Consider the following 21199-nt stretch of genomic DNA (forward strand, 5'->3'; position numbering starts at 1 on the left):
AGTCTCGTATTGGCTGATCAGGTTTCATGGGGACTGAAACAAGCAGGGCCCCCGTATGGGAGCCCTGCTTGTATGGGAGGTGGTGAAATCCGGCTGTTATCAGCCGTGCTTGCGGCCGGAGAGACGGCACCACTCCTCTTTCACAGCGGTCTGGTCCATGTCGAACCACTGGCCGTAGATGGTTTCCAGCTCAGGGGCCTGGCTTTCCAGCACGCCGGAGAGGGCCATCAGGCTGCCCGCTTTGCCGTGGCCGGCGATGAGGGGGGCGAGTTCGCGCAGCGGACCGGCCAGGATGTTGGCCACCACCACGTCCGCTTCCACCCCTTGCGGCTGATCCGCCGGCAGGTAGAGTTCGATCTGGCCGGCGACACCGTTGCGCTCGGCGTTGTCATGGCTGGCCTGAATGGCCTGCGGGTCTATGTCGATGCCGATGACGCGGGCGGCGCCCAGTTTCAGGGCGGCGATGCCGAGGATGCCGGAGCCGCAGCCGAAATCGACCACGGTTTTACCGGCCAGATCCAGCCCGTCCAGCCACTGCAGGCAGAGCGCCGTGGTGGGGTGGGTGCCGGTACCGAAGGCCAGACCCGGATCCAGCATGACGTTGACCGCATCCGGATTGGGCACGTCGCGCCAGCTCGGGCAGATCCAGAGCCGCTCGCCAAACTGCATGGGGTGGAAGTGATCCATCCACTCGCGCACCCAGTCCTTGTCTTCCAGCTGCTCGACCTTGTAGCCCACGTCTTCCCCGAAGATCTGCTGGAAGAAGGCGATGGTGGGGGCCGGATCGGTTTCGGCATCGAACAAGCCCATCACTTCGGTCTCGCCCCAGAGCGGGGTTTCACCGGGCAGCGGCTCGTACACGGGTACATCCTGGGCATCCATAAAGGTCACGGCCTGGGCTCCACGCCCCAGCAGCATGTTGCTCACCTTGTCTGCTGTCTTGGCAGTGGCGTTGATTCGAATTTGTATCCAGGGCATGGCGTCGACTCTTCATAAATGTGAAACCGCGAGATTCTATCATCATGGGCCTGTGCTGTCGTGGTTTGCCCATGTCGGCATGGCGCAGGAAGAGAACTCTGCCAAGTTGGCACGGTTAATGTATTCCTCATTGGGTGACGGGAAGCAACCTGTTCCCGCTGAATGCTTTGCTCTAGGAAAGTTCCGTCATCTTTTTCAGCCACCTTAGGGTGGCTTTTTTTTTGCCTGCTGGCGGTTAGCAGGCTTGCGTGGCTTGCTGTGTGGGGATGTGCGTGAAGAAAAGGCGCAGATCCAGGGGATTGGCACACAAGATGCAATGATGGAGATGTCCTGCATAAGGATATGTGTGTGATTGTTACCCCAACGTTCAGGTATTTAGGGCCATCCCGGCGGGATGGCCCCTTTTTTATCGTTTTTTGGAGTGATGCTGCGTGGTGACTGTCTGGTGCCTGTTGTGAACTGTGCACTGATGGGGCCTGTCACTGGTGAATTCACCCCATGATGGTGCAGTTTTTACCTATAAGGGATTAGTTCCCGAATCGACTCATGTCGATCACCAGCTTGCCGACCATGCGACCCGCTTCCACCTCGGCATGGGCCCGGGCCAGGGTGACGGGGGTCAGCTCGGCCAGGGTGCGGGTGAGCGTGCTCTTGAGCACCCCTTGATCGATGAGGGCGGCAACCCGGCCGAGCAGCTTGTGCTGCTCGATCATGTCAGGGGTCTGGAACAGGGAGCGGGTGAACATGAACTCCTGGCTGAAGGTGACGCTCTTGCTCTTGAGCAGGCCCAGATCCCAGGGCTCGCTGGATTCGGCGATGGTGCAGATGTGGCCGAACGGGCGAATGAGGCTGGCCATGGCATCCCAGTGCTGCTCGGTGGCATTGGTGCAGAAGATGGCATCGAGCTGGGTGACGCCAAGGGCGGTGAGCTCTGCCTGCAGCTGGTGATGGCTCACCACCTGATGGGCGCCCATTGCCAGACACCATTCACGGCTTTCTGGCCGGGAGGCGGTGGCGATCACCTCCATGTTGGTGAGCTGGCGGGCCAGCTGGATGGCGATGGAGCCGACGCCACCGGCGCCGCCTATGATGAGCAGCTTGCCCGTGCTCTCGCGGTGAAGGCCTAGGCGCTCGAACAGCGCCTCCCAGGCGGTGATGGCGGTGAGCGGCAGGGCGGCGGCTTCCGGGTCTGTCAGGCTGGTGGGGGCGAGGGCGGCGATGCGCTCATCCACCAGCTGCAGGGCGCTGTTGCTGCCGGGGCGGCTGATGTCGCCGGCATACCAGACTCTGTCGCCCGCCTTGAACAGGCTCACCTCGTGGCCGACGGCCACGACCTCGCCGACCGCATCCCAGCCCAGCACGCGGGGCGTGCTCTCAACCTTGGCCTTGGGAGCGCGGACTTTGGTGTCCACCGGGTTGACCGAGGTTGCCGTCACTTTCACCAGCAGATCCCGCGGGCCCGGGGTCGGGTCGGGCAGATTGGCCTCGATGAAGCAGTGGGGGTGATCGCTCGGCAGATAATGGGTGAGGGCGATGGCTTTCATGGTAGTTCCTTTCAAATCGGATGGATTGGGATTGCCAGCCACTCTAGTCTGATTGATTATCCTGATTAAGATGGGTAATTGGTAAAGACTGTTTGAATATATGAACAATGTCGAACTGGAGTTGATGGGGCTGTTCGCTACCGTGGTGGAGCAGGGCAGTTTTACCGGTGCCGCCGAGGCGCTCGGCATGCCCAAGTCCTCGGTGAGCCAGAAGATCTCGCGGCTCGAAGCCCAGCTCGGGGTGCGACTGCTGCAGCGCACCACCCGCCGGCTGAGCCTGACCCCGCAGGGAGAGATCTACGTGGAGCAGTGCCGGGCGCTGCTGGCGCTGGCCCGCAGTGCCAACCTGGCGATGGCGCGGCTGCGCACCGCCCCCGCAGGCCGGGTAAGGATCACGGCGCCCGAGGCGACCGGCACCCTGCTGCTTGGCCGGATCCTGGCCGAGTTTCGTGCCCTCTACCCCGAGGTGGTGCTGGAGCTGACCCTGAGTGACGAGCAGCTGGATCTGGTGGGGGAGGGTTACGATCTGGCGTTGCGGGCGGCGCCGCTGAAAGATTCCAGCCTCATTTGCCGGCGCATCGGTCAGGTGCCGCGCCATCTGGTGGCGGCTCCCGGTTATCTGGCGACCCATGGCGCGCCGCAGCAGCTGTCTGAGCTGGGGCTTCACCCTTGTCTGGTGCATTCGGCATTGCCGGTGTGGCCACTGCAGGAGGGGGGCTGGCGGCCACAAGGGGCCTGCATCAGCAACAGTTTGCTGGCGTTGCGGGAGCTGGCGTTGCACGAGGGGGGCATTGCCTTGTTGCCACACCACGTTTGCCAACAGGATCTGGCTGCGGGGCGGCTACACAAGGTGTTGCCGGATCACCCCATACCGCCCAATCCCTTCTACCTCATCTACCCGAGCCGGGAACATCTGGCGCCCGCCTTGCGCTCGCTGATGGACTTCGTCGCCGAGCGGCTACCGTTTGCCTGAGGTTACCAGTTGCTCTGGCTGGCGGACTCCTGATTGGGCTTGAGGCCGAGCGGCACCGACTGGCGCTCCGCCAGCATGCGGATCTGCCCCTCGATCAGGCTGGCATTGGGGCCCAGCACCAGCACCAGCTGATGGTCGTTGAGCTGGATCCAGGAGAGGCAACCCAGCCCCAGCAGACGGGACTGATCCACCAGCGCTATGTCGCGCACCCGCAGGCTGAGACGGGTCAGGCAGACGCTCATGGCCTGCAGGTTGTCCATCCCGCCCAGCACCTTGAGATACTGGATCGCCAGCATCTGCGGATCCGAGGGGGCGACGCTCGCCAGCCGTGGATGCTCTTTGGCGATGGGCTTGCTCGGCAGGCTGAGGGGGGCGCGCTCCAGCAGTTGATAGAAGAGCAGGGTATAGGCGACGAAGAAGAGGATGCCGACCGGAATGAGCCAGAAGCTGTGCTCGCCGGACTGATAGCTCAGCACCAGATCCAGCAGGCCGGCGGAGAAGTAACTGCCCACCTGGATGCCAAGGGCGCTGCAGATGGCGAGCGACAGCCCGGTCAGCAGGGCGTGGGCCAGAAACAGCCAGGGGGCGGTGAAGGCGAACAGGAACTCTATGGGTTCGGTGATCCCCACCAGCGCCGAGGTGAGCGCCAGGGTGAGCAGCAATCCCCCCTGCGGCAGGCGCTGCATGCGCTGGCGGTGCAGCCAGATGGCAAAGCAGGCGCCGGGCAGGCCGAACATTATGATGGGGTAGAGCCCGGCCACATAGCCTTCGTGCAGCGGCTGGGCGCTGGCCAGCGCCAGCAGGTTGCTTTCGCCCAGCCCCATCAGGCTGCCCAATACCTGATGCAGGCCGAGGGGGATCAGCAAGCGGTTCAGCACGCCATAGCAGAAGGCCCCCAGCGGGGTGGTGAGCAGCTCTGAGGCCAGCAGCGTGATGCCCTGTTCCAGCAGCGGCCAGAACAGGGAGAGGGGGAACGCCAGCAACAGACAGGTCAGCGCCGAGGCGAACAGGCAGAGGAAGTCCCCATTCACTCTCTGCAACCAGCCAGACAGTGTGTGCCGTTTCACCCAGGGGTAGACGATGGCCGTGGTCATGCCCGCCAGCAGGCCGCAGATCATGTCCGCATGCAGGCCGGGGGCCAGGGTGCCCAGTGCCGAACTCAGCAGCAGGAAGTTGACCGCCCCGGCCAGCGCCTGGGTGCCCTCTCCCTGCCGGCTCAGGCCGAAGGCGATGGCCACCGCGTAGATGAGCGGCATCTGGCTGAACAGGGCGCGACCGGTGAGGGAGAGCACTGCCAGATCCAGCACATCCGGCTGACCGAGCCGATAGAGCAGGGCCGCCAGTGGCAGTATGGAGACCGGCAACAACAGGGCATAACCGAGTCGTTGCAGGGCATGAGTCAGGATCTGTCTGGCGTTCTGTACTGGCATAAGGGCGCGGCGTTTTGTGACTTGGCGCACAGTTTACCCGCAAAACACCCATTTGGGGATAGTTTTGGAACCCTTTATTAATCTATTTGTTATTGCTGTTCAAACAATCGCCGCACGCTCTGGCCGGGTGGCGGTGTCAGCAGGCTGACCACCACGAAGGCGGCCAGTCCCAGCCCCAGGCTCGGCACTATGGCGTGCAGTCCGGCCAGCTTGATCCCCCACTGACTCAGCACGCCATAGCAGACGATGCCGGACACCATGCAGGCCAGGGCGCCGGGGCCGTTGGCCCGCGACCAGTAGAGGCCGAGCACCAGCGGCCACAGGAACACGGCCTGCAGGCCGCCGAAGGCGAGCAGGTTGAGCCAGATGATCATCTCGGGGGGCTGCAGCGCTGCCAGCAGCACCAGCGTGCCCAGGATCAGGGTGCAGAGCAGGGAGAGGCGGGGAATGCGCACCTCCAGCTTCTCCTGCTTTGGATTGAGGTAGTTGAGGTAGAGATCCTTCACCAGGGTTGCGGAGGCCTGGATCAGCTGGGAGTCGATGGTAGACATGATGGCTGCCATGGGCGCCGCCAGGAAGACCCCGGCCAGCCAGGGGGGCAGCACCTCCATCATCAGCGAGGGCATGATCTTGTCCGGGCTGTCCATGCCGGGCAGGATGGCGCGACCGAGCGCCCCGGCCAGGTGCATGCCGAACATCAGCAGGGCGCTGACCACAGTGCCGATAAGGATGCCGCGGTGCAGCGCCTTGCTGTCGCGGTAGCCAAAGCAGCGCAGGGCCGAGTGGGGCAGCCCCACCACACCGACACAGACCAGGATCCAGAAGCTCAGCATGAAGGGCTGGGTCAGCATGTCGCCGGCCCCCTGCGGGCTCACCAGCTTGGGATCTATCACCTTGAGCTGGTGGATGAGATTGGGCAGGCCGTCGCCTGCCACCAGAATGCCCGCTAGCAGGGCGCCGGTGCCGATCAGCATGATGATGCCCTGCAGGGCATCGGTCATCACCACGGCACGAAAGCCGCCGATCACAGTGTAGAGCAGCACGCAGCTGGCAAACAGCATCAAACCCTGCTGGTAGGAGAGGCCGGTCGCCGTCTCCAGCAGGCGGGCGCCGCCGATGAACTGCACCACCATGGTGGCGATAAAGGCAAGGATGATGGTGACCGAGCCGAGGATCACCACTGCCTTGCTCTGGTAGCGGGCCCACAGCATGTCGTTGATGGTCACCGCATTGACCCGGCGGGCTATGATGGCGAACTTCTTGCCGAGCACCCCCAGGGTGAGCCAGACGGTGGGCAGCTGGATCATCGCCAGCAGCACCCAGCCCAGGCCGATTTTGTAGGCCGCACCGGGCCCGCCGATGAAAGAGGAGGCCGAGGTATAGGTGGCCACCAGGGTCATGGCCAGCACCAGACCGCCCATGCTGCGGTTGCCGATGAAGTACTCCTGCACGAAGTCGCCGCCGGCGCGGTGGCGACTGGCCCAGAAGCCGACTCCCAGCACCAGCACCAGATAGATGATGAGCGGCAGCATCAGCTCAAGATTCATGGGTGGGCTCCTTGGCAGGGGGATGAGGCGTATCGAGGGGAATATCCACAAACAGGCGATCCACCATCAGGCCGCACAGCACTATGAACAGCAGCGGCATTACCATGCAGCTGAGCAGGAACCAGAGCGGCATGTCCCAGTATTCGATCTCTTCGGGGATGAAATAGGCAGTGCCATACCAGGCAAAGAAGTAGAGCAGGGTCAGCAGCAGGCAGAGGGCTGCTTCCCGGCGAGCGAGCGCGAAACGATTCACCTTGGCCTCCGACAATTTTGAGGGGCGCAAGGATAACAAAAAAGGGCCATGTCGCCATGGCCCTTTTTCAACAGAGGCTCCTTGCGGAGCTGACGTTCACCGACATTGCGGTCTTCGTCGACGATCCTTACAGACCCAACTTCTTGTGCAGATAGTGGATATTGGTACCACCATGCTGGAAGTTTTCGTCCTTCATGATCTCTTTTTGCAGGGAGACGTTGGTCTTGATCCCTTCCACCACCAGCTCGTCCAGCGCCTGGCGCATGCGGGCGATGGCGACGTCACGGTTCTCGCCGTAACAGATCAGCTTGCCGATCATGGAGTCGTAGTAAGGCGGCACCTTGTAACCGGCGTAGATGTGGGAATCCCAACGTACGCCCAGACCACCCGGCGCGTGGAAGCGCTGGATCAGGCCCGGAGACGGCATGAAGGTGGCCGGATCTTCGGCGTTGATCCGGCATTCGATGGCATGGCCACGGATGCGGATGTCCTGCTGGGTGATCGACAGGGGCTGACCGGCGGCGATGCGCAGCTGCTCCTTGATCAGATCCACGCTGGTGACCATCTCGGTGACCGGATGCTCAACCTGGATACGGGTGTTCATCTCGATGAAATAGAACTCGCCGTTTTCGTACAGGAACTCGAAGGTCCCCGCACCGCGGTAGCCGATCTCGATACAGGCGCGCACGCAGCGCTCGCCGATGAACTTGCGCATCTCTTCGGTGATGCCGGGTGCCGGCGCTTCTTCGACCACTTTCTGGTGGCGACGCTGCATGGAGCAGTCACGCTCGCCCAGATAGAGGGCGTTGCCCTGGCCGTCTGCCAATATCTGAATTTCGATATGGCGCGGGTTTTCCAGGTACTTCTCCATGTAGACCATGTCGTTCTTGAAGAACTGGCCTGCTTCGGATTTGGTCAGCGCGATGGCGGCAGCCAGCTCGGCTTCACTGCGCACCACGCGCATGCCGCGACCACCACCGCCACCGGCGGCCTTGATGATCACCGGATAACCGATGCGCTTGGCGATGGCGGCGTTGTGCTTGGCATCGCTGTCGACGGGACCGTCGGAGCCGGGTACGCAAGGTACGCCAGCCTTCTTCATCGCCTCGATGGCGGAGACCTTGTCACCCATCAGGCGAATGGTCTCGGCGCGCGGGCCGATGAAGATGAAGCCGGATTTCTCGACCACTTCGGCGAAATCGGCGTTCTCGGAGAGGAAGCCGTAACCCGGGTGGATGGCAACTGCACCCGTCACCTCGGCGGCGGCTATGATGGCCGGCACATTGAGGTAGGATTCACCGCTGGCAGGCTTACCGATGCAGATGGTTTCGTCGGCCAGGAGCACATGTTTGAGCTCCCGATCGGCGGTGGAGTGAACGGCCACTGTCTTGATCCCGAGCTCTTTGCAGGCGCGCAGGATCCGCAGGGCAATTTCACCGCGGTTGGCGATGACTACTTTGTCCAACATGGGTGGCAATTTCCCTTATTCGATAATGAACAGCGGCTCGTCAAATTCGACGGCCTGACCATTTTCAACCAGGATCGCTTTGATCACGCCGGCCTTGTCAGACTCGATTTGGTTCATCATTTTCATGGCTTCGACGATGCACAGGGTATCGCCGACATTGACGTGCTGACCCACTTCCGCGAACGGTTTGGCTTCCGGGCTGGAGGAGCGATAGAAGGAACCCACCATGGGGGAGCGCATCAGATGGCCACTCGGCGCGGCCGCCTCTGCGGTCGGTGCTGCGGCGCTGGCTGCCGGTGCGGCGGCAGGGGCCATGGCTGGCTGCATCATCATCTGCGGCATGGCGGTGGTCACCTGACCGGAGAAGTTGCGGCTGATGCGAACGGACTCTTCACCCTCGGAGATCTCCAGTTCGGCGATGCCGGACTCTTCAACCAGTTCAATCAGCTTCTTGATTTTGCGGATATCCATTAGCATTCTCTTTCTTCTTTATCTGATCAGTGATTATCAAGCCGCGCGCAACTGATGCACGGCCGCGGTTAAAGCGAATTGGTAGCCATCGGCACCCAGCCCGCAGATCACCCCCCTGGCGACATCAGACAGATAGGAGTGATGACGGAAGGGTTCCCTGGCATGGACGTTTGACAGGTGAACCTCGATAAAGGGGATGGCCACACCCAGCAGCGCATCGCGAATGGCGACGCTGGTGTGGGTGAAGGCGGCCGGATTGATGATGATAAAATCCACCTGGCCCATGGCCTGGTGAATGCGGCTGACCAACTCATGTTCGGCGTTGGATTGCAGGTGTTCCAGTGTGGCGCCGAGTTCGCTGGCGTTGTGCATCAGATCGGCAACGATCTCGTCGAGCGTCTTGCTGCCGTAGATGCCCGGTTCCCGTTTGCCCAGCAGGTTCAGGTTCGGCCCGTTGAGCAGGAGAATTCGGTGATGTTGCGACATATTGAGTACATCCTCGATGATAATGCTGCTATCTATCAGCTATCTTGTGGACTACCAGAAATCTAGCCATTTTCTGCGCAATTCGGTGTGCACTGGTACACAGATTTCGCAATTATATTGATTTCGTGAAAATTAGCAGCATTTTACTGGTCTAATCTCTACATCTGTCTGTTTTTTGAGCTTATCGGTTCGCTGTTCAATTGCTCAGTAGCAGAGACGACAAAGCCGGCACTGGGCCGGCTTTGGAGGTGGATAAGGGGCGGGATCAAGCCGCTTCAGACTTCTCGCGAATGAGCTTGTCCACCACACCGGGATCCGCCAGGGTGGAGATATCCCCCAGGCTGTCGGTCTCGCCGGTGGCAATCTTGCGCTGCATTATGGAGCGCATGATCAGGCCGCCTCTGACTTTTCGCGGATAAGCTTGTCCACCACACCGGGATCCGCCAGGGTGGAGATATCCCCCAGACTGTCGGTCTCTCCGGTGGCAATCTTGCGCAATATACGGCGCATGATCTTGCCGGAACGGGTCTTGGGCAGCCCCTCGGCCCAGTGGATCACATCCGGGGTGGCGATGGCGCCAATCTCCTTGCGGACCCACTCCTTCACCTCTTTATGCAGCTCGCGGCTTGGCTCCTCCCCTGCGATCAGGGTGACATAGGCGTAGATGCCCTGACCCTTGATCTCGTGGGGCACCCCCACCACGGCCGCTTCGGCAACCTTGGGATGGGAGACCAGCGCAGATTCAATTTCGGCTGTGCCCATGCGGTGGCCCGAGACGTTCAGTACATCATCCACCCGCCCGGTGATCCAGTAGTAACCATCCTCGTCGCGACGAGCGCCGTCGCCGGTGAAGTAGCGGCCCGGGAAGGTGGAGAAGTAGGTCTGCTCGAAGCGTTCGTGATCGCCGAACACTGTGCGCATCTGGCCCGGCCAGGAGTCGGTGATCACCAGGTTGCCCTCGGTGGCCCCCTCCAGCGGCTCGCCCATGTTGTCCACCAGCGCCGGCTGCACGCCGAAGAAGGGACGGGTGGCCGAGCCTGGCTTGAGATCGGTGACGCCGGGCAGCGGGCTGATGAGGATGCCGCCGGTTTCGGTCTGCCACCAGGTATCGACTATGGGGCAGCGCTCCTCGCCTATGGTGCGGTAGTACCACTCCCAGGCTTCCGGGTTGATGGGCTCACCCACGGAACCCATGATGCGCAGGCTCGAACGCGAGGTGCCCTCGACCGCATCACGGCCCTTGGCCATCAGGGCGCGGATCGCGGTCGGTGCCGTGTAGAGGATGCTGACCTGGTGCTTGTCCACCACCTGGCTCATGCGGTTGGTGGCCGGGTAGTTGGGCACCCCTTCGAACATGATGGTGGTGGCGCCGTTGGCGAGCGGCCCGTAGACCAGATAGGAGTGACCGGTGACCCAGCCCACGTCGGCGGTACACCAGTAGATGTCCTCCTCGTGGTAGTCGAAAATGTACTTGAAGGTGAGGGTGGCATAGACCAGGTAGCCGCCGGTGGTGTGCAGCACGCCCTTGGGCTTGCCGGTGGAACCCGAGGTGTAGAGGACGAACAGGGGATCTTCGGCACCCATGGCCTCGGGCGGGCAGTCGGCGCTGACGGTCGCGATGGCTTCGTGCCACCAGATGTCCCTGTGGCCGTGCCAGGCGACCTTGCCGCCGGTGCGCTTGAGCACTATCACCTTGCTGACCTGGGTTTCCGGGTTGGTGAGCGCTTCATCCACGTTCTTCTTGAGCGGGACAGGGCGGCCGCCGCGCAGCCCCTCGTCGGCCGTGATGACGATGGAGGAGCCGGAGTCTATGATGCGACCGGCCAGGGCCTCCGGCGAGAAGCCGCCGAAGACTATGCTGTGCACGGCGCCGATGCGGGTACAGGCCAGCATGGCGATGGCCGCTTCCGGCACCATGGGCATGTAGAGGCAGACCACGTCACCCCGATGCACTCCCTGTGCTTTCAATACGTTGGCAAACTTGCACACCTCGGCGTGCAGCTCGCGGTAGGTCAGCTTGCGATCCTCGGCCGGGTTGTCCCCTTCCCAGATGATGGCGACCTTGTCACCGCGATGTGCCAGATGGCGATCCAGGCAGTTGGCCGAGACGTTGAGCAGGCCATCTTCATACCACTTGATGGAGACGTGGCCCGGGTCGTAGGAGGTGTTCTTGACCTTGGTATAGGGCTTGATCCAGTCGAGGATTTTTCCCTGCTCGCCCCAGAAGGCATCCGGATCCTGCACCGAGGCCTGGTACATGGCCTCATAGCCTGCCTTGTCCAACAGGGCGCCCTTGCTGATGTGGGCCTTGACCGGGTAGACCTTGCTCTCGCTCATCTGTCACTCCTTTGAATACATTCCCGTAATGATTAGATAACAACTTATACCTTTGGCGAGGGAGGGCAATTAGACTTTTGGATAGATGGAAACATCCGCTTACAGCGCCATGAGTGACAATTCATCCGTGATTGAGTAAAAACATCGGTTTTATCGATGGAGATAGCCATGCTGTCCTTGCTCCTTTGCACCTCTCTCTGGCAGTTCGATGCCCCCCCGCTTGCCGATGACGCCGTACTGGCGGCTCCCCAGCCCAAAGAGTTTGCCGTGACCCGCGAACAGACGGGCTCGCCGGCGGTGCGGGAGCGTGTCGCCGAGCAGATGGGGAGTGCATTTCTGGCCCGCAAACCGCCGGTGTCCGTCACCCTCGAAGAGAAAAAGTCGCCCTATCCACAGAATTCTCTGCTGGCAGACTCGCCCCAAGGGCAGAGTGAGGGATGGGGTGCCCGATTGACGTTCAGCGAGTGAGTTGTTTATCTGTCATCGAGCATTTGCTGACACGCCCGTTTCAGCACCAGACTCCCTTCTGGGGAGCCAGCTGCGCCGCCAGATGGGGTTCGGTCAAGGGGTGGCTGAACAGATAGCCCTGTCCCTCCTGGCAGTGCAGGGATTGCAGAAACTGGCGCTGAGCCTGGGTTTCTATCCCCTCGGCGGTGACCGCCATGTTCAGGCTGTCGGCCAGGTTGATGATGGTGCGGCACAGCTCCCGGCTGTGCTTGTCATCCGGCAGGGCCTGCACGAAGGTGCGGTCTATCTTGATGCGATCGATGGGCAGGCTTTTCAGCAGGCTCAGGGATGAGAAGCCAGTCCCGAAGTCGTCGATGGCGATCTGCACCCCCAGCGCCTTCAGGCGGGTGAACAGCAAAAGGCTCTGATCGACCCGCTGTATGATGCTCTCAGTGACCTCTATCTCCAGCCGCTCAGGCGGGAAACCTGTCTCCGCCAGAATGGCGGCGACCCGCTCCACATAGCCAAGGGATCGCATCTCCCGCACCGAGACATTGACCGAGAGCCGTGGCACCGACAGCCCGGCCGCCAGCCACGTCTGCCCTTGCTGACAGGCGGTGCGCATCACCCACTCCCCAATCTGCTCTATCAGACCGCACTCCTCGGCCACCGGGATGAAGCGGGCGGGGGCTATCATGCCCTCGTCGGGATGCTGCCAGCGCAGCAGGGCCTCCAGCCCGCTCAGGCGGTTGCTGGTCAGATCCGTCATGGGCTGGTACAGGATGCAGAGCTGATGCTGCTCTATGGCCTTGATCAGTCCCTGCTCCATGCTCATGCGCTCACGGATCTGCTCGGCCATGCCGGGGGTGTAGAACAGATAGCCGTTGCGACCCTGGCTCTTGGCTTCGTACATGGCGTTGTCGGCGGCGCTGACCAGGGCATCCGGGTTCTGGGCGTGTTCCGGGTAGAGGGCTATGCCTATGCTGGCGGAGACGGCGACCTGCTCGTGCGCCAGCTCGACCGGCTCGCGCAGGCGGGCCAGCAGCTGTTCGGCGAGCCGCTCCAGCTCTTCTGGCTGCTCGAAATAGGGGATCAGCACCAGGAATTCATCCCCACCGAGCCGGGTGGCCACATCGTTGTGACGCAGGCAGAGGCGGATGCGTTCGGCCAGCAGCTTGAGCAGCTGATCCCCCGCCCTGTGGCCCAGGTTGTCATTGATCAGCTTGAAGCCGTCCAGGTCGATGAACAGCAGGGCGAGCCGCTGCCGGTTGAGCTGGGCTGTCTTGAGCTCCAGTTCGAGCCGCTCCTGCAGCAGGTTGCGGTTGCCGAGCTCGGTCAGGGGATCGTGATAGGCGAGGTGATTGAGCTGTGCCTCGGCCTTGCGGATGGCGCTGATGTCGGAGAAGGCGATCACGTAGTGGGTGGTGTTGTGGCGGCTGTCGTAGACGGCGCTGACGTGCTGCCAGGAGGTGAAGTAGCCGCCATCCTTGCGCAGGCACATCATCTCCCCGTGCCAGGCATGACTGCCGGGCAGCAGGGTATGCCAGGGGTAGTCGATGTCGGTATGGCGGCGCGGATGCATGATGGATTCCGGCGACTTGCCCACTATCTCGTCCGCTTCATATTGGGTCATGTTGCAGAAGGCCGGATTGACCGAGATGATCTGGCGCTGGCCATCCATGATGATGATGCCCTCGGCCGTGGTTTCGAATACCACATTGGCCTGGCGCAGCCGGTCCTCCTGAATGCAGCGATCGGTCGCATCGTGGAGCACCCCCATGATGCGACGCCCCAGACTGTCGGTGGCCGCCACGTGATCGGCGTGGAGATCGACCCAGCCCCGCACCTGATCTGGCCCCAGATAGCTCAGGGTCAGATGAAGGGGGGCCGTGCCCTTGAGTGCCGATCTGAGCTGTTCCCCCGATACCGGGTCGAAGCGCTTGATGAACTGATCCATTCCTCCCTGAAACTGATTGGCTTGTGTGCCGAGCAGGCGCTCGACCTGGCCATCAAATTGCAGCCGATCCTCTGCCACGTGCCACTCCCAGACCCCGACCTGGCCGGCGCTCATGGCCAGTTGCAGCCGTTGCTGCGCTTCGACCTGCTCGGTCACATCCCGCACTATGGTCAGGATGCCGTCAGGCGTGCCCTGCTCATCCCGCATGGGGCTGTAAATGGCCTGCCAGTGCCGTTGCTGGCCCTGATGCGCCGCCGTCTGGCCGCTCAGGCTCAGCTCCACCTGGGGGACGCCGCTGCTGATGATCTGCTGGAACAGGGGTTCCAGCACAGGCGCCAGCGTCGGCACTATCTCACGCAGGTATTTGCCGTAGTGATCCTCCCGGGAGAGGCCGTTGATATCGGCGAGGGTCTGATTGACGCTGCGGCAGCGAAATTGGCGGTCGAACACGCCTATGCCAAACGGCGCCAGCTCGAACAGTTGCTGCAGCTCGTTTGGATTCAGCTGACCCGGTATCGGCGGATCAGGCATGGATTCGGATGTCTCTTCACGCATGACGGCTCCTGAATTGACTTTATTGTCATTTAAGGTGTTGTCAGTATGGCATGAAGCGCTTTGGAGGGAAGAGAGGGGGCTGCATTTGCCCCCTATCTGGTGCCTGACCCGTTCAGGGGTTGGCTTGTCAAAGGTGCCGTGGTGGGGGCGCTACCAGCTGAAGCGATAGCTCAGGGTCAGGTACACCACAGGCTGCCAGTCGTGCTCCTTGATTAACCACTGCTTGGCCCCGAGCTCGGTGCCAAGCCGCCACTGCTGCCAGGCCCAGCTGCGCTCCAGCGTGAGCCCCCAGTCCCGCCAACCCGCATCGGCATCATAGGCTGCCATGTGCGCCTGACTGCCCCGGGTCAGCCAGAGGTTGAGGGAGAGGGCTGCCGGCAGCGGCAGGCTGTGCTCCATATACCAGATCTGGCCATAGCGGCCGGTGACATCATAGAGCTGGCCCAGGGTCAGCTGATGATCCTCGTCCAGCTGCCAGCCGAGGCGCCAGAGCGCGCTGAAGCGAGTGCGATCGACCACCTGCATGGGAGCGACGCCGACCGCAAAGAAGCTCTTTTTATATAGCGGCAAGGCCAGCCCGGCGCTCTGGCCATCGGCAAAGATCAGGCCGACCTGGGTCTCCCGTTCATAGGCGAGCCAGAACTGCATGCTGGCGTCGGCGCTGACCCCCGCCTGATTGCTGCCAAGCTGCCACTGGCCGCCCACTTGCCACTGGTTGTCCGGCTCCTTGGCTGACAGGGGCAACGCCAGGGCAAGGGCCAGCAGCGGCCAGCGATGACTACTTGCCATAGAGCCGCACCCAGTCTCTGTCCTGATGCATGCCCATCAGATGGCAGATGATGCCGGAGCGCTGGAAGGCGTAGATGAGCAGCACGCTGGTGGCGCTGAGTGCCATGATGAGGCCGAAGCTGTTGGGCAATATGGTGCCCTGGCGCGCAGTCCACCACAGCAGCAAGGGGCCCCACAGGTGCACGAAGATGCTCTTGTGGAAGATGAAGACGGTCAGCGAATACATGCCGATCCAGTTGAGCGGGCGCCAGCACAGGCGGATATTGCGCTGATGCAGCCAGAGCACGACCCCGATCACCAGAAACTCCATGCCCCAGATCCCGGCGCGGCCCGTCATGTCCATCGCCAGCTCATGCTCGTTGGCGTAGATGTCGTTGAGCTCGACCGAACTGCTCTCGCCAAACACCAGGTAAACGGCGAGGGCTATGAGGGAGAGGGTGAGCACCAGGCCGTTGAGGCGATCCCGCCATTGGGGACGCTGATGCCAGCACCAGCCATACAGGAAACCGAAGCAGCCGCTGGCCATGAAGAGATCGAGGCGGGCATCCAGCTCATAGTCGGGGTGCACATGCAGCTTCATCCAGCCGTCGATGTGGCCGAGCAGGGTCTGCACGCCGAGTTGATCCAGCAGCAGGCTGAGCAGGGTCAGCAGCAGCATGCCGCGAATGCCGAACCAGGCGTAGACCAGCGAGAAGAGCGCCAGCAGGCACATCCACAGCATGACCGGATAGAAGGAGATGGCCTCGCCGAAGTTGGGGGCTATGACCAGTCCCTCGACATAGAGCACCAGAATGATGCTGGCAAACAGCACCAGCTTGCCGCCCAGCTGCGGTCTGAAGCTGGCCTGATCGCGACGGCTCAGGTTGAAGGCCGCCAGGGCCAGGTAGATCTGGCTCACCCAGGGAATGAGCCAGGCCGAAACCTGGGCCGTGGTGTGATCCATGGGCAGCAGATGGCCGGCCATGGCCTTGTGTGACAGATAGAAGCTGTCCCACAGGGCCTGTTCCCGGGTGAAGAAGTCGATGTACCAGTAGTTGAGGTAGCCGGTGTAGTGTTCGAAGACGGCCATGAAGATGACGAGCCCTCGCAACAGGTCGAGACCCGTGATGCGTGCGTCCTGTGGAGGCATGGGGTTGCTCCTGTATCGGTGGGAAAAGGAGCGGCACTATAACGGTTGCAACAAAACTGAATGGGAGCTGAATGTAAGCGGATGTTACCGGCTGTGGTTGCGTCAGCCCCGCGATAACGGGGTATCTGCGGATCCGGCTGTCATGATTTGTAATACTTTTGGCGCTTTTTCAGCCCTTCTGGCGGCCGAATGCCTGAATGCCGCGCGCCAGTACCAGCAGGCCGAGCACCTGAAAGGGCAGGGAGAGGGCAAGTAACAAGAGCCAGTGGGCCTCGCTGCCGCTGGCATTGATAAAACCTATCCAGGCGACCAGCAGGGTGAGCATGCCGGCTATCTGAAAGCGGCGGCGCAGCACCACCTCCACCCCCAGGTTGGCGAGGTAGAGGGTCAGCAATATGCCGCCAAAGCCGGTGAGCTGTGCCGTGCCGTACAAGTCTCTGTCCGGATGGAACAGCAGGCTGAAGAGCGGCGTCAGACCCTGATCCTGCGGGATCAGGGTCAGCAGCCAGCAGGCGATCAGCAACAGGGCGGTTTTCATCGACTCAGTCGGCGGAACGGGCCGGTTTGACCAGGCTGAGGTAGTTGGCATCCATGGTGAGGAATACCCCCAGCAGGCGAGCGCTGGCGCCATAGAAGCCGAATGGATCGGCGGCGCGGCAGGCGGTCTCGAAATGGGGGAACCAGACCAGCAGATGAGTGTGCAGCAACTCTTCCTGCTCGCCGAGCCACAGCTCACGCTGATCGGCACTGGTGGCTTCGGCGGCGCGTATGATGAGATTGCCCATCAGATCCAGCTCGACTCCCAGATGATCGACCGGCTGCGGGTACTTGGCGCTGACGTCGATGGCGAGCCGTGCCAGCCGTTGCTGCATGCGCACCAGGGATGCGGCCGTCAGATGGGCGGATTCATAAGGCTGAACGGCCGGGTCGGCCAGAAACAGCGCCTTGAAATCGGCCGCCAGGGCCCGGGCCCGATCCGGGCGCACCAGCAGGCGGGCGATGGCCTCGTTGAGCTCGGCGACGGCCGGGCGCATGGGATCAAGCGTGGAGAGGCTCTTCAGGAAGCTTCGCACATCGTAGCTGTCGTATTCGGCGATCTGTTCATCGCTGAGCTCGGCGCTAAACAGGGTGGCAAACCACCAGTACAGTTCGGCCCGACGTTCGCTAGTGGCCAGAAATTCCTGCATTTTTCCTCCGTGGATGGCAAGCGGGAAACAGAGTGAGCCCGATTCTAACGGCTTTGGCAGAAAAGTTAACCCATAGGTGACAATTCACCGAACAGGCTGGCAAAAACGCCGCCGGAGGCGACGTTTTCAGGGCATGTCGGCGACGACGTCAGGGTGTGGGGCGGGTCTCGAACTGTGGCAATGCATCACAGATCTCGTGCCAGGGCGCCTTGGATCCAACGAAGATGTGGAAGCCGGGTCGCTGGGTCGGCGCCTCGTTGAGGATGCCGAGGCGCAGGTTCAGCTTGCCGCTGCTGCGCTTCTCGCTGAACAGGCTGGAGCCGCAGTGGCGGCAGAAGGCGAGGCTGGTCTCGGGGAATTTCTGAAAGCGGCTGATGGCCTCTTCACCACGGGTGACAGTGACCTTGTCACCGTCCAGTCCGCCGACCGGGGCGTAATCGGCACCGGAGAACTTGCGGCACTCGGAGCAGTGGCAGTTGCCCAGGTAGTCGAACCGGTCGGGCAGGCTCAGGGCCACGGCGCCACACAGGCAGCTGGCGGTCAATTGTTTCATCTTGCGGTTCCTTGGCTGAGGATGATTCAGCGCTCTTCGCGGTAGAGCGCCTGCTTGCAACGGGTGCAGATATGCTGGCGCCGGAAGTCGGTCTGATGCAGCAGGCCGACATCCAGCTGCTCATGATGGCCGCAATGAATGCAGAAGATGATATCGCCATCGACGGCCTCCGGATGGGCGGCCAGATACTGCTCCCGGGTGGGCAAGGCCTCCCACTGGTGGGCAAAGGGGCTCTTGCGACTGCCGGTATAGTAGACCCAATAGAAAACAGCGAATACCGATATGATCAGAAAAAGCATCAGGTTATCCATCATGGCGTACTCCCGTGTAGCGCTGGTACAGAGAAGGAAGAGAGAGGCGGAAGTGGGTCGGGAACATGGTGTTGCAATGGGGCGGCCGGCGGCGGCTGGGCGGCTCAGTCAGGCGGTCGTCGCCACCCACCCAGGGTTGGCTGGTGTGCTGGCGGAGGGTGAGCGCCAGGGGAAGGTGCAGATCCAGATCCATTGGGAGCAGGATGAGGGCCTTGCTCGGCATTGTTAGCCTCCATCTTGGCTGGGCAACCACTGTGCCACGCAAAGATGTTATCTGTTAGTAAACGCTATATCCATGATCCGGCTCTGGTTTTTGCTGTTTGTTGGCTGTGCTTGCGGCGACTTGCTGCGCTGTGGAGGAGTGAACAGCAGGGAAGGAAGCATGGGAAAGAGGGCCTTGACCGGCCCCCGCTCGGGAGACTGGGCAACTGACGCTGGCTTGGATATTTGCGACACATTTTACATTTTTTAAACAATTTTTTGGGTGGTTGGACTGTCTCTTTGATCTCGCTCACGTTACAATGCCGCTGCCCACTTCACCTAACGCGCAAACGATTTTCAGGAGAGAAACGGATGTTGAAACGTGACATGACCATCGCAGGCTATGATCCCCAGCTGTGGCAGGCCATCACAGACGAGACCCGTCGTCAGGAAGAGCATATCGAGCTGATCGCGTCTGAGAACTACACCAGCCCCCGCGTCATGGAAGCCCAGGGCTCCCAGTTGACCAACAAGTACGCCGAAGGCTATCCGGCCAAGCGCTACTACGGTGGTTGCGAGTACGTCGACGTGGTCGAAACCCTGGCCATCGAGCGCGCCAAGGAACTGTTTGGTGCCACCTATGCCAACGTGCAGCCGCACTCCGGCTCCCAGGCCAACAGCGCCGTCTACATGGCCCTGCTGCAGCCGGGCGATACCGTGCTGGGCATGAACCTGGCCCACGGTGGTCACCTGACCCACGGCTCCCCGGTCAACTTCTCCGGCAAGCTGTACAACATCATTCCTTACGGCATCGATGAGTCCGGCAAGATCGACTACGACGAGATGGAGCGTCTGGCGGTCGAGCACAAGCCGAAGATGATGATAGGTGGCTTCTCCGCCTACTCAGGCGTGGTTGACTGGGCGCGCATGCGCGAAATCGCCGACAAGATCGGTGCCTGGCTGTTCGTCGACATGGCGCACGTGGCCGGTCTTATTGCCGCTGGCGTCTACCCGAACCCGGTACCCCACGCCCACGTGGTTACCTCCACCACCCACAAGACCCTAGCCGGTCCCCGTGGTGGTCTGATCCTCTCCGCCGCTGACGACGAAGAGCTCTACAAGAAGCTGAACTCCGCCGTCTTCCCGGGCGGCCAGGGCGGCCCGCTGATGCACGTCATCGCCGGTAAAGCCGTGGCGTTCAAAGAAGCGCTGGAGCCCGAGTTCAAGACCTATCAGGCTCAGGTCGTCAAGAACGCCAAGGCGATGGCGGCCACCTTCATCGAGCGTGGTTACAAGATCGTCTCCGGCGGTACCGACAACCATCTGATGCTGGTGGATCTGATCGGCCGCGAGCTGACCGGTAAAGAAGCCGATGCCGCCCTTGGCAAGGCCAACATCACGGTCAACAAGAACTCGGTGCCGAACGACCCGCGCTCTCCCTTCGTCACCTCGGGTGTGCGGATCGGTACCCCGGCCATCACCCGCCGTGGTTTCAAGGAAGCCGAGTCCATCCAGCTGACCAACTGGATCTGCGACGTGCTGGACAACCATGACAACGATGCCGTGCTGGCCACAGTGCGCGAGCAGGTACTGGATATCTGCCGTCGTTTCCCGGTTTATGCCTGATACGCCAGAGACTCTGGTATAAAAACAATGCCACCCCAGGGTGGCATTGTTTTTTCTGCTCCTGCCTTGCCATAGGGCTGTACTCATTCGACCGACAGAGGAGGCACCATGCCAAATCAGACCGCGCTCAGTGATGAGGAACTCATCTCTGCCATCCGCGCCCAGTATCACTTTCGCCCAAGCCCCGAGGGCCTGCTGGCATGGGATGTGCGCCGTCTGGTGCGGCTGAGCCGCGGGCTGCCGGTGCAAGCTGTGCCGCTCTCGCAGATCGCGGAGCTCGATAGGGATCACTGGTACGGGCATGGGAACATCCGGCCCACGGTGCGCAGCATAGTCGAGCACTGTCAGCTGATGCTGGCCGCCGACCTCGCCTATCCCATCATTCTGGACAGTGCGGGCCGGGTCATGGATGGCATGCACAGGGTGAGCAAGGCCTTGCTGCAGGGCCATACCCATATCGATGCGGTGCAGTTCGGGCAAGACCCGGCGCCCGACCATGTGGACTGCGATCCCGACGCCTTGCCCTATGACGATTGAGCCTCTGGTCGATTGAGTGGCGCCATACGGGCATTTTTACACCGTTTTTAGCAGGAGAAAGCGTGATGAAGCGAGTGCTGGAGATCCGGAGCTATCGGCTCAAGGCCGGGAGCCGGGCGGCTTTTCATCGGCTGGTCACCGAGCAGAGCCTGCCCTTGCACCTTGCCTGGGGGATGGATGTGGTGAGCCATGGCCCCTCCTTGCATGATCCGGACGCCTATTTTCTGATGCGGGCCTACGATGACCTTGAGCATCTGAACCGCTCACAGGCGGCATTCTATGGGACCGAGGCCTGGCAAACAGGCCCGAGAGAGGCCATCGTTGCGCTGATCGAGGGGGATGCAAATACTGTGATTTGGTTGCCAGGCGAGGCCATAGAGGCGCTGCGCACTGGCTGAGACGGCCAAGGTGCAGCTGCGG

Annotated in this window: 23 protein-coding genes; 5 read left to right on the forward strand and 18 right to left on the reverse strand. The window is 61.7% G+C overall.

Annotated elements, in window-relative coordinates; all coding sequences use genetic code 11:
* Positions 1–99 precede the first annotated feature (99 nt).
* Together prmA and BN1118_RS06065 are read right to left on the reverse strand one after the other, a co-directional pair.
* The gene (prmA, locus tag BN1118_RS06060) at positions 100–978 is read right to left on the reverse strand and encodes a 50S ribosomal protein L11 methyltransferase (RefSeq protein WP_043140108.1); all 879 of its coding nucleotides are present in this window, start codon (positions 976–978) and stop codon (positions 100–102) included.
* A 527-nt stretch (positions 979–1505) separates the two neighbouring features.
* Entirely contained in the window at positions 1506–2522 is a 1017-nt protein-coding gene (locus tag BN1118_RS06065; protein WP_043555012.1) for a zinc-binding alcohol dehydrogenase family protein, read from the reverse strand.
* A 100-nt stretch (positions 2523–2622) separates the two neighbouring features.
* On the opposite strand from BN1118_RS06065, the gene BN1118_RS06070 reads away from it, so the two are divergent.
* Positions 2623–3495, forward strand: a complete 873-nt coding sequence (locus BN1118_RS06070; RefSeq protein WP_043140115.1) for a LysR family transcriptional regulator — start codon at positions 2623–2625, stop codon at positions 3493–3495.
* 2 nt (positions 3496–3497) lie between these two features.
* Here the strand turns inward: BN1118_RS06070 and BN1118_RS06075 are convergent, their stop codons facing one another.
* The 8 genes from BN1118_RS06075 to acs all read right to left on the reverse strand — a co-directional run bounded on the left by BN1118_RS06075 (position 3498) and on the right by acs (position 11487).
* On the reverse strand, positions 3498–4925 hold the full coding sequence (locus BN1118_RS06075) for a PTS transporter subunit EIIC (protein WP_043555013.1): 1428 nt from the start codon (positions 4923–4925) through the stop codon (positions 3498–3500).
* 89 nt (positions 4926–5014) lie between these two features.
* The gene (panF, locus tag BN1118_RS06080; RefSeq protein ID WP_043555014.1) at positions 5015–6472 is read right to left on the reverse strand and encodes a sodium/pantothenate symporter; all 1458 of its coding nucleotides are present in this window, start codon (positions 6470–6472) and stop codon (positions 5015–5017) included.
* The gene (locus BN1118_RS06085) at positions 6462–6725 is read right to left on the reverse strand and encodes a DUF997 family protein (protein ID WP_043555225.1); all 264 of its coding nucleotides are present in this window, start codon (positions 6723–6725) and stop codon (positions 6462–6464) included. The genes panF and BN1118_RS06085 overlap by 11 nt, the downstream gene beginning before the upstream one ends.
* Positions 6726–6852: 127 nt before the next feature.
* Positions 6853–8193, reverse strand: a complete 1341-nt coding sequence (gene accC, locus BN1118_RS06090; protein WP_042866664.1) for an acetyl-CoA carboxylase biotin carboxylase subunit — start codon at positions 8191–8193, stop codon at positions 6853–6855.
* A gap of 15 nt (positions 8194–8208) precedes the next feature.
* On the reverse strand, positions 8209–8664 hold the full coding sequence (gene accB / locus BN1118_RS06095) for an acetyl-CoA carboxylase biotin carboxyl carrier protein (protein ID WP_043140125.1): 456 nt from the start codon (positions 8662–8664) through the stop codon (positions 8209–8211).
* A gap of 36 nt (positions 8665–8700) precedes the next feature.
* Positions 8701–9150: a type II 3-dehydroquinate dehydratase gene (gene aroQ / locus BN1118_RS06100; protein WP_043140128.1), complete on the reverse strand. Its 450-nt coding sequence runs from the start codon at positions 9148–9150 to the stop codon at positions 8701–8703.
* A gap of 265 nt (positions 9151–9415) precedes the next feature.
* Complete coding sequence (locus tag BN1118_RS22350; protein ID WP_262108529.1) at positions 9416–9538, reverse strand: hypothetical protein; 123 nt, start codon at positions 9536–9538, stop codon at positions 9416–9418.
* A 2-nt stretch (positions 9539–9540) separates the two neighbouring features.
* On the reverse strand, positions 9541–11487 hold the full coding sequence (gene acs, locus BN1118_RS06105; RefSeq protein ID WP_043555016.1) for an acetate--CoA ligase: 1947 nt from the start codon (positions 11485–11487) through the stop codon (positions 9541–9543).
* 168 nt (positions 11488–11655) lie between these two features.
* Between acs and BN1118_RS06110 the strand changes: the two genes are divergently transcribed.
* Complete coding sequence (locus BN1118_RS06110) at positions 11656–11955, forward strand: hypothetical protein (protein ID WP_043555018.1); 300 nt, start codon at positions 11656–11658, stop codon at positions 11953–11955.
* A 40-nt stretch (positions 11956–11995) separates the two neighbouring features.
* On the opposite strand, the gene BN1118_RS06115 is transcribed toward BN1118_RS06110, so the two are convergent.
* From BN1118_RS06115 to BN1118_RS21595, 8 genes are all read right to left on the reverse strand, one after another.
* Positions 11996–14446: a sensor domain-containing protein gene (locus tag BN1118_RS06115; RefSeq protein WP_043555019.1), complete on the reverse strand. Its 2451-nt coding sequence runs from the start codon at positions 14444–14446 to the stop codon at positions 11996–11998.
* Positions 14447–14596: 150 nt separating this feature from the next.
* Positions 14597–15235, reverse strand: coding sequence for a porin family protein (locus BN1118_RS06120; RefSeq protein ID WP_043555021.1), 639 nt, complete (start codon positions 15233–15235; stop codon positions 14597–14599).
* Positions 15225–16364 (reverse strand): hypothetical protein, encoded by a 1140-nt coding sequence (locus BN1118_RS06125; RefSeq protein ID WP_043555023.1) that lies wholly within the window; start codon positions 16362–16364, stop codon positions 15225–15227. Before BN1118_RS06125 ends, BN1118_RS06120 begins: the two co-directional genes overlap by 11 nt.
* 169 nt (positions 16365–16533) lie before the next feature.
* Positions 16534–16902, reverse strand: coding sequence for a hypothetical protein (locus tag BN1118_RS06130; RefSeq protein ID WP_043140136.1), 369 nt, complete (start codon positions 16900–16902; stop codon positions 16534–16536).
* A gap of 4 nt (positions 16903–16906) precedes the next feature.
* Positions 16907–17551 carry a molecular chaperone TorD gene (gene torD, locus BN1118_RS06135; protein ID WP_043555024.1) on the reverse strand — a complete coding sequence of 215 codons (645 nt, stop codon included), beginning with the start codon at positions 17549–17551 and terminating at the stop codon, positions 16907–16909.
* Between the two features lie 148 nt (positions 17552–17699).
* Positions 17700–18104: a GFA family protein gene (locus BN1118_RS06140; RefSeq protein WP_043555026.1), complete on the reverse strand. Its 405-nt coding sequence runs from the start codon at positions 18102–18104 to the stop codon at positions 17700–17702.
* A gap of 26 nt (positions 18105–18130) precedes the next feature.
* Positions 18131–18418: a hypothetical protein gene (locus tag BN1118_RS06145; RefSeq protein ID WP_043555027.1), complete on the reverse strand. Its 288-nt coding sequence runs from the start codon at positions 18416–18418 to the stop codon at positions 18131–18133.
* Entirely contained in the window at positions 18408–18638 is a 231-nt protein-coding gene (locus tag BN1118_RS21595; RefSeq protein WP_156994836.1) for a hypothetical protein, read from the reverse strand. The genes BN1118_RS06145 and BN1118_RS21595 overlap by 11 nt, the downstream gene beginning before the upstream one ends.
* A 350-nt stretch (positions 18639–18988) precedes the next feature.
* On the opposite strand from BN1118_RS21595, the gene glyA reads away from it, so the two are divergent.
* From glyA to BN1118_RS06165, 3 genes are all read left to right on the forward strand, one after another.
* Complete coding sequence (gene glyA, locus BN1118_RS06155; RefSeq protein WP_043555030.1) at positions 18989–20242, forward strand: serine hydroxymethyltransferase; 1254 nt, start codon at positions 18989–18991, stop codon at positions 20240–20242.
* A gap of 108 nt (positions 20243–20350) precedes the next feature.
* Positions 20351–20779 carry a hypothetical protein gene (locus BN1118_RS06160; protein ID WP_043555032.1) on the forward strand — a complete coding sequence of 143 codons (429 nt, stop codon included), beginning with the start codon at positions 20351–20353 and terminating at the stop codon, positions 20777–20779.
* Between the two features lie 65 nt (positions 20780–20844).
* A complete protein-coding gene (locus tag BN1118_RS06165) occupies positions 20845–21177 on the forward strand; it encodes an NIPSNAP family protein (protein WP_043140148.1) in 333 nt (110 codons plus the stop codon).
* Positions 21178–21199 lie beyond the last annotated feature (22 nt).

It is taken from the genome of Aeromonas bestiarum, assembly GCF_000819745.1.
Lineage (GTDB): Bacteria > Pseudomonadota > Gammaproteobacteria > Enterobacterales > Aeromonadaceae > Aeromonas > Aeromonas bestiarum.

What these genes read in the sequence shown, in the direction of transcription:
- BN1118_RS06070 (WP_043140115.1), top strand. Translation starts at nt 2,623, where the DNA reads ATGAACAATGTCGAACTGGAGTTGATGGGGCTGTTCGCTACCGTGGTG.
- acs (WP_043555016.1), bottom strand. Translation starts at nt 11,487, where the DNA reads ATGAGCGAGAGCAAGGTCTACCCGGTCAAGGCCCACATCAGCAAGGGC.
- BN1118_RS21595 (WP_156994836.1), bottom strand. Translation starts at nt 18,638, where the DNA reads ATGCCGAGCAAGGCCCTCATCCTGCTCCCAATGGATCTGGATCTGCAC.
- BN1118_RS06120 (WP_043555021.1), bottom strand. Translation starts at nt 15,235, where the DNA reads ATGGCAAGTAGTCATCGCTGGCCGCTGCTGGCCCTTGCCCTGGCGTTG.
- BN1118_RS06160 (WP_043555032.1), top strand. Translation starts at nt 20,351, where the DNA reads ATGCCAAATCAGACCGCGCTCAGTGATGAGGAACTCATCTCTGCCATC.
- BN1118_RS06075 (WP_043555013.1), bottom strand. Translation starts at nt 4,925, where the DNA reads ATGCCAGTACAGAACGCCAGACAGATCCTGACTCATGCCCTGCAACGA.
- panF (WP_043555014.1), bottom strand. Translation starts at nt 6,472, where the DNA reads ATGAATCTTGAGCTGATGCTGCCGCTCATCATCTATCTGGTGCTGGTG.
- glyA (WP_043555030.1), top strand. Translation starts at nt 18,989, where the DNA reads ATGTTGAAACGTGACATGACCATCGCAGGCTATGATCCCCAGCTGTGG.
- BN1118_RS06165 (WP_043140148.1), top strand. Translation starts at nt 20,845, where the DNA reads ATGAAGCGAGTGCTGGAGATCCGGAGCTATCGGCTCAAGGCCGGGAGC.
- BN1118_RS06115 (WP_043555019.1), bottom strand. Translation starts at nt 14,446, where the DNA reads ATGCGTGAAGAGACATCCGAATCCATGCCTGATCCGCCGATACCGGGT.
- aroQ (WP_043140128.1), bottom strand. Translation starts at nt 9,150, where the DNA reads ATGTCGCAACATCACCGAATTCTCCTGCTCAACGGGCCGAACCTGAAC.
- BN1118_RS06145 (WP_043555027.1), bottom strand. Translation starts at nt 18,418, where the DNA reads ATGATGGATAACCTGATGCTTTTTCTGATCATATCGGTATTCGCTGTT.
- BN1118_RS06125 (WP_043555023.1), bottom strand. Translation starts at nt 16,364, where the DNA reads ATGCCTCCACAGGACGCACGCATCACGGGTCTCGACCTGTTGCGAGGG.
- BN1118_RS06065 (WP_043555012.1), bottom strand. Translation starts at nt 2,522, where the DNA reads ATGAAAGCCATCGCCCTCACCCATTATCTGCCGAGCGATCACCCCCAC.
- accC (WP_042866664.1), bottom strand. Translation starts at nt 8,193, where the DNA reads ATGTTGGACAAAGTAGTCATCGCCAACCGCGGTGAAATTGCCCTGCGG.
- torD (WP_043555024.1), bottom strand. Translation starts at nt 17,551, where the DNA reads ATGCAGGAATTTCTGGCCACTAGCGAACGTCGGGCCGAACTGTACTGG.
- prmA (WP_043140108.1), bottom strand. Translation starts at nt 978, where the DNA reads ATGCCCTGGATACAAATTCGAATCAACGCCACTGCCAAGACAGCAGAC.
- BN1118_RS06110 (WP_043555018.1), top strand. Translation starts at nt 11,656, where the DNA reads ATGCTGTCCTTGCTCCTTTGCACCTCTCTCTGGCAGTTCGATGCCCCC.
- BN1118_RS22350 (WP_262108529.1), bottom strand. Translation starts at nt 9,538, where the DNA reads ATGCGCTCCATAATGCAGCGCAAGATTGCCACCGGCGAGACCGACAGC.
- BN1118_RS06140 (WP_043555026.1), bottom strand. Translation starts at nt 18,104, where the DNA reads ATGAAACAATTGACCGCCAGCTGCCTGTGTGGCGCCGTGGCCCTGAGC.
- BN1118_RS06130 (WP_043140136.1), bottom strand. Translation starts at nt 16,902, where the DNA reads ATGAAAACCGCCCTGTTGCTGATCGCCTGCTGGCTGCTGACCCTGATC.
- accB (WP_043140125.1), bottom strand. Translation starts at nt 8,664, where the DNA reads ATGGATATCCGCAAAATCAAGAAGCTGATTGAACTGGTTGAAGAGTCC.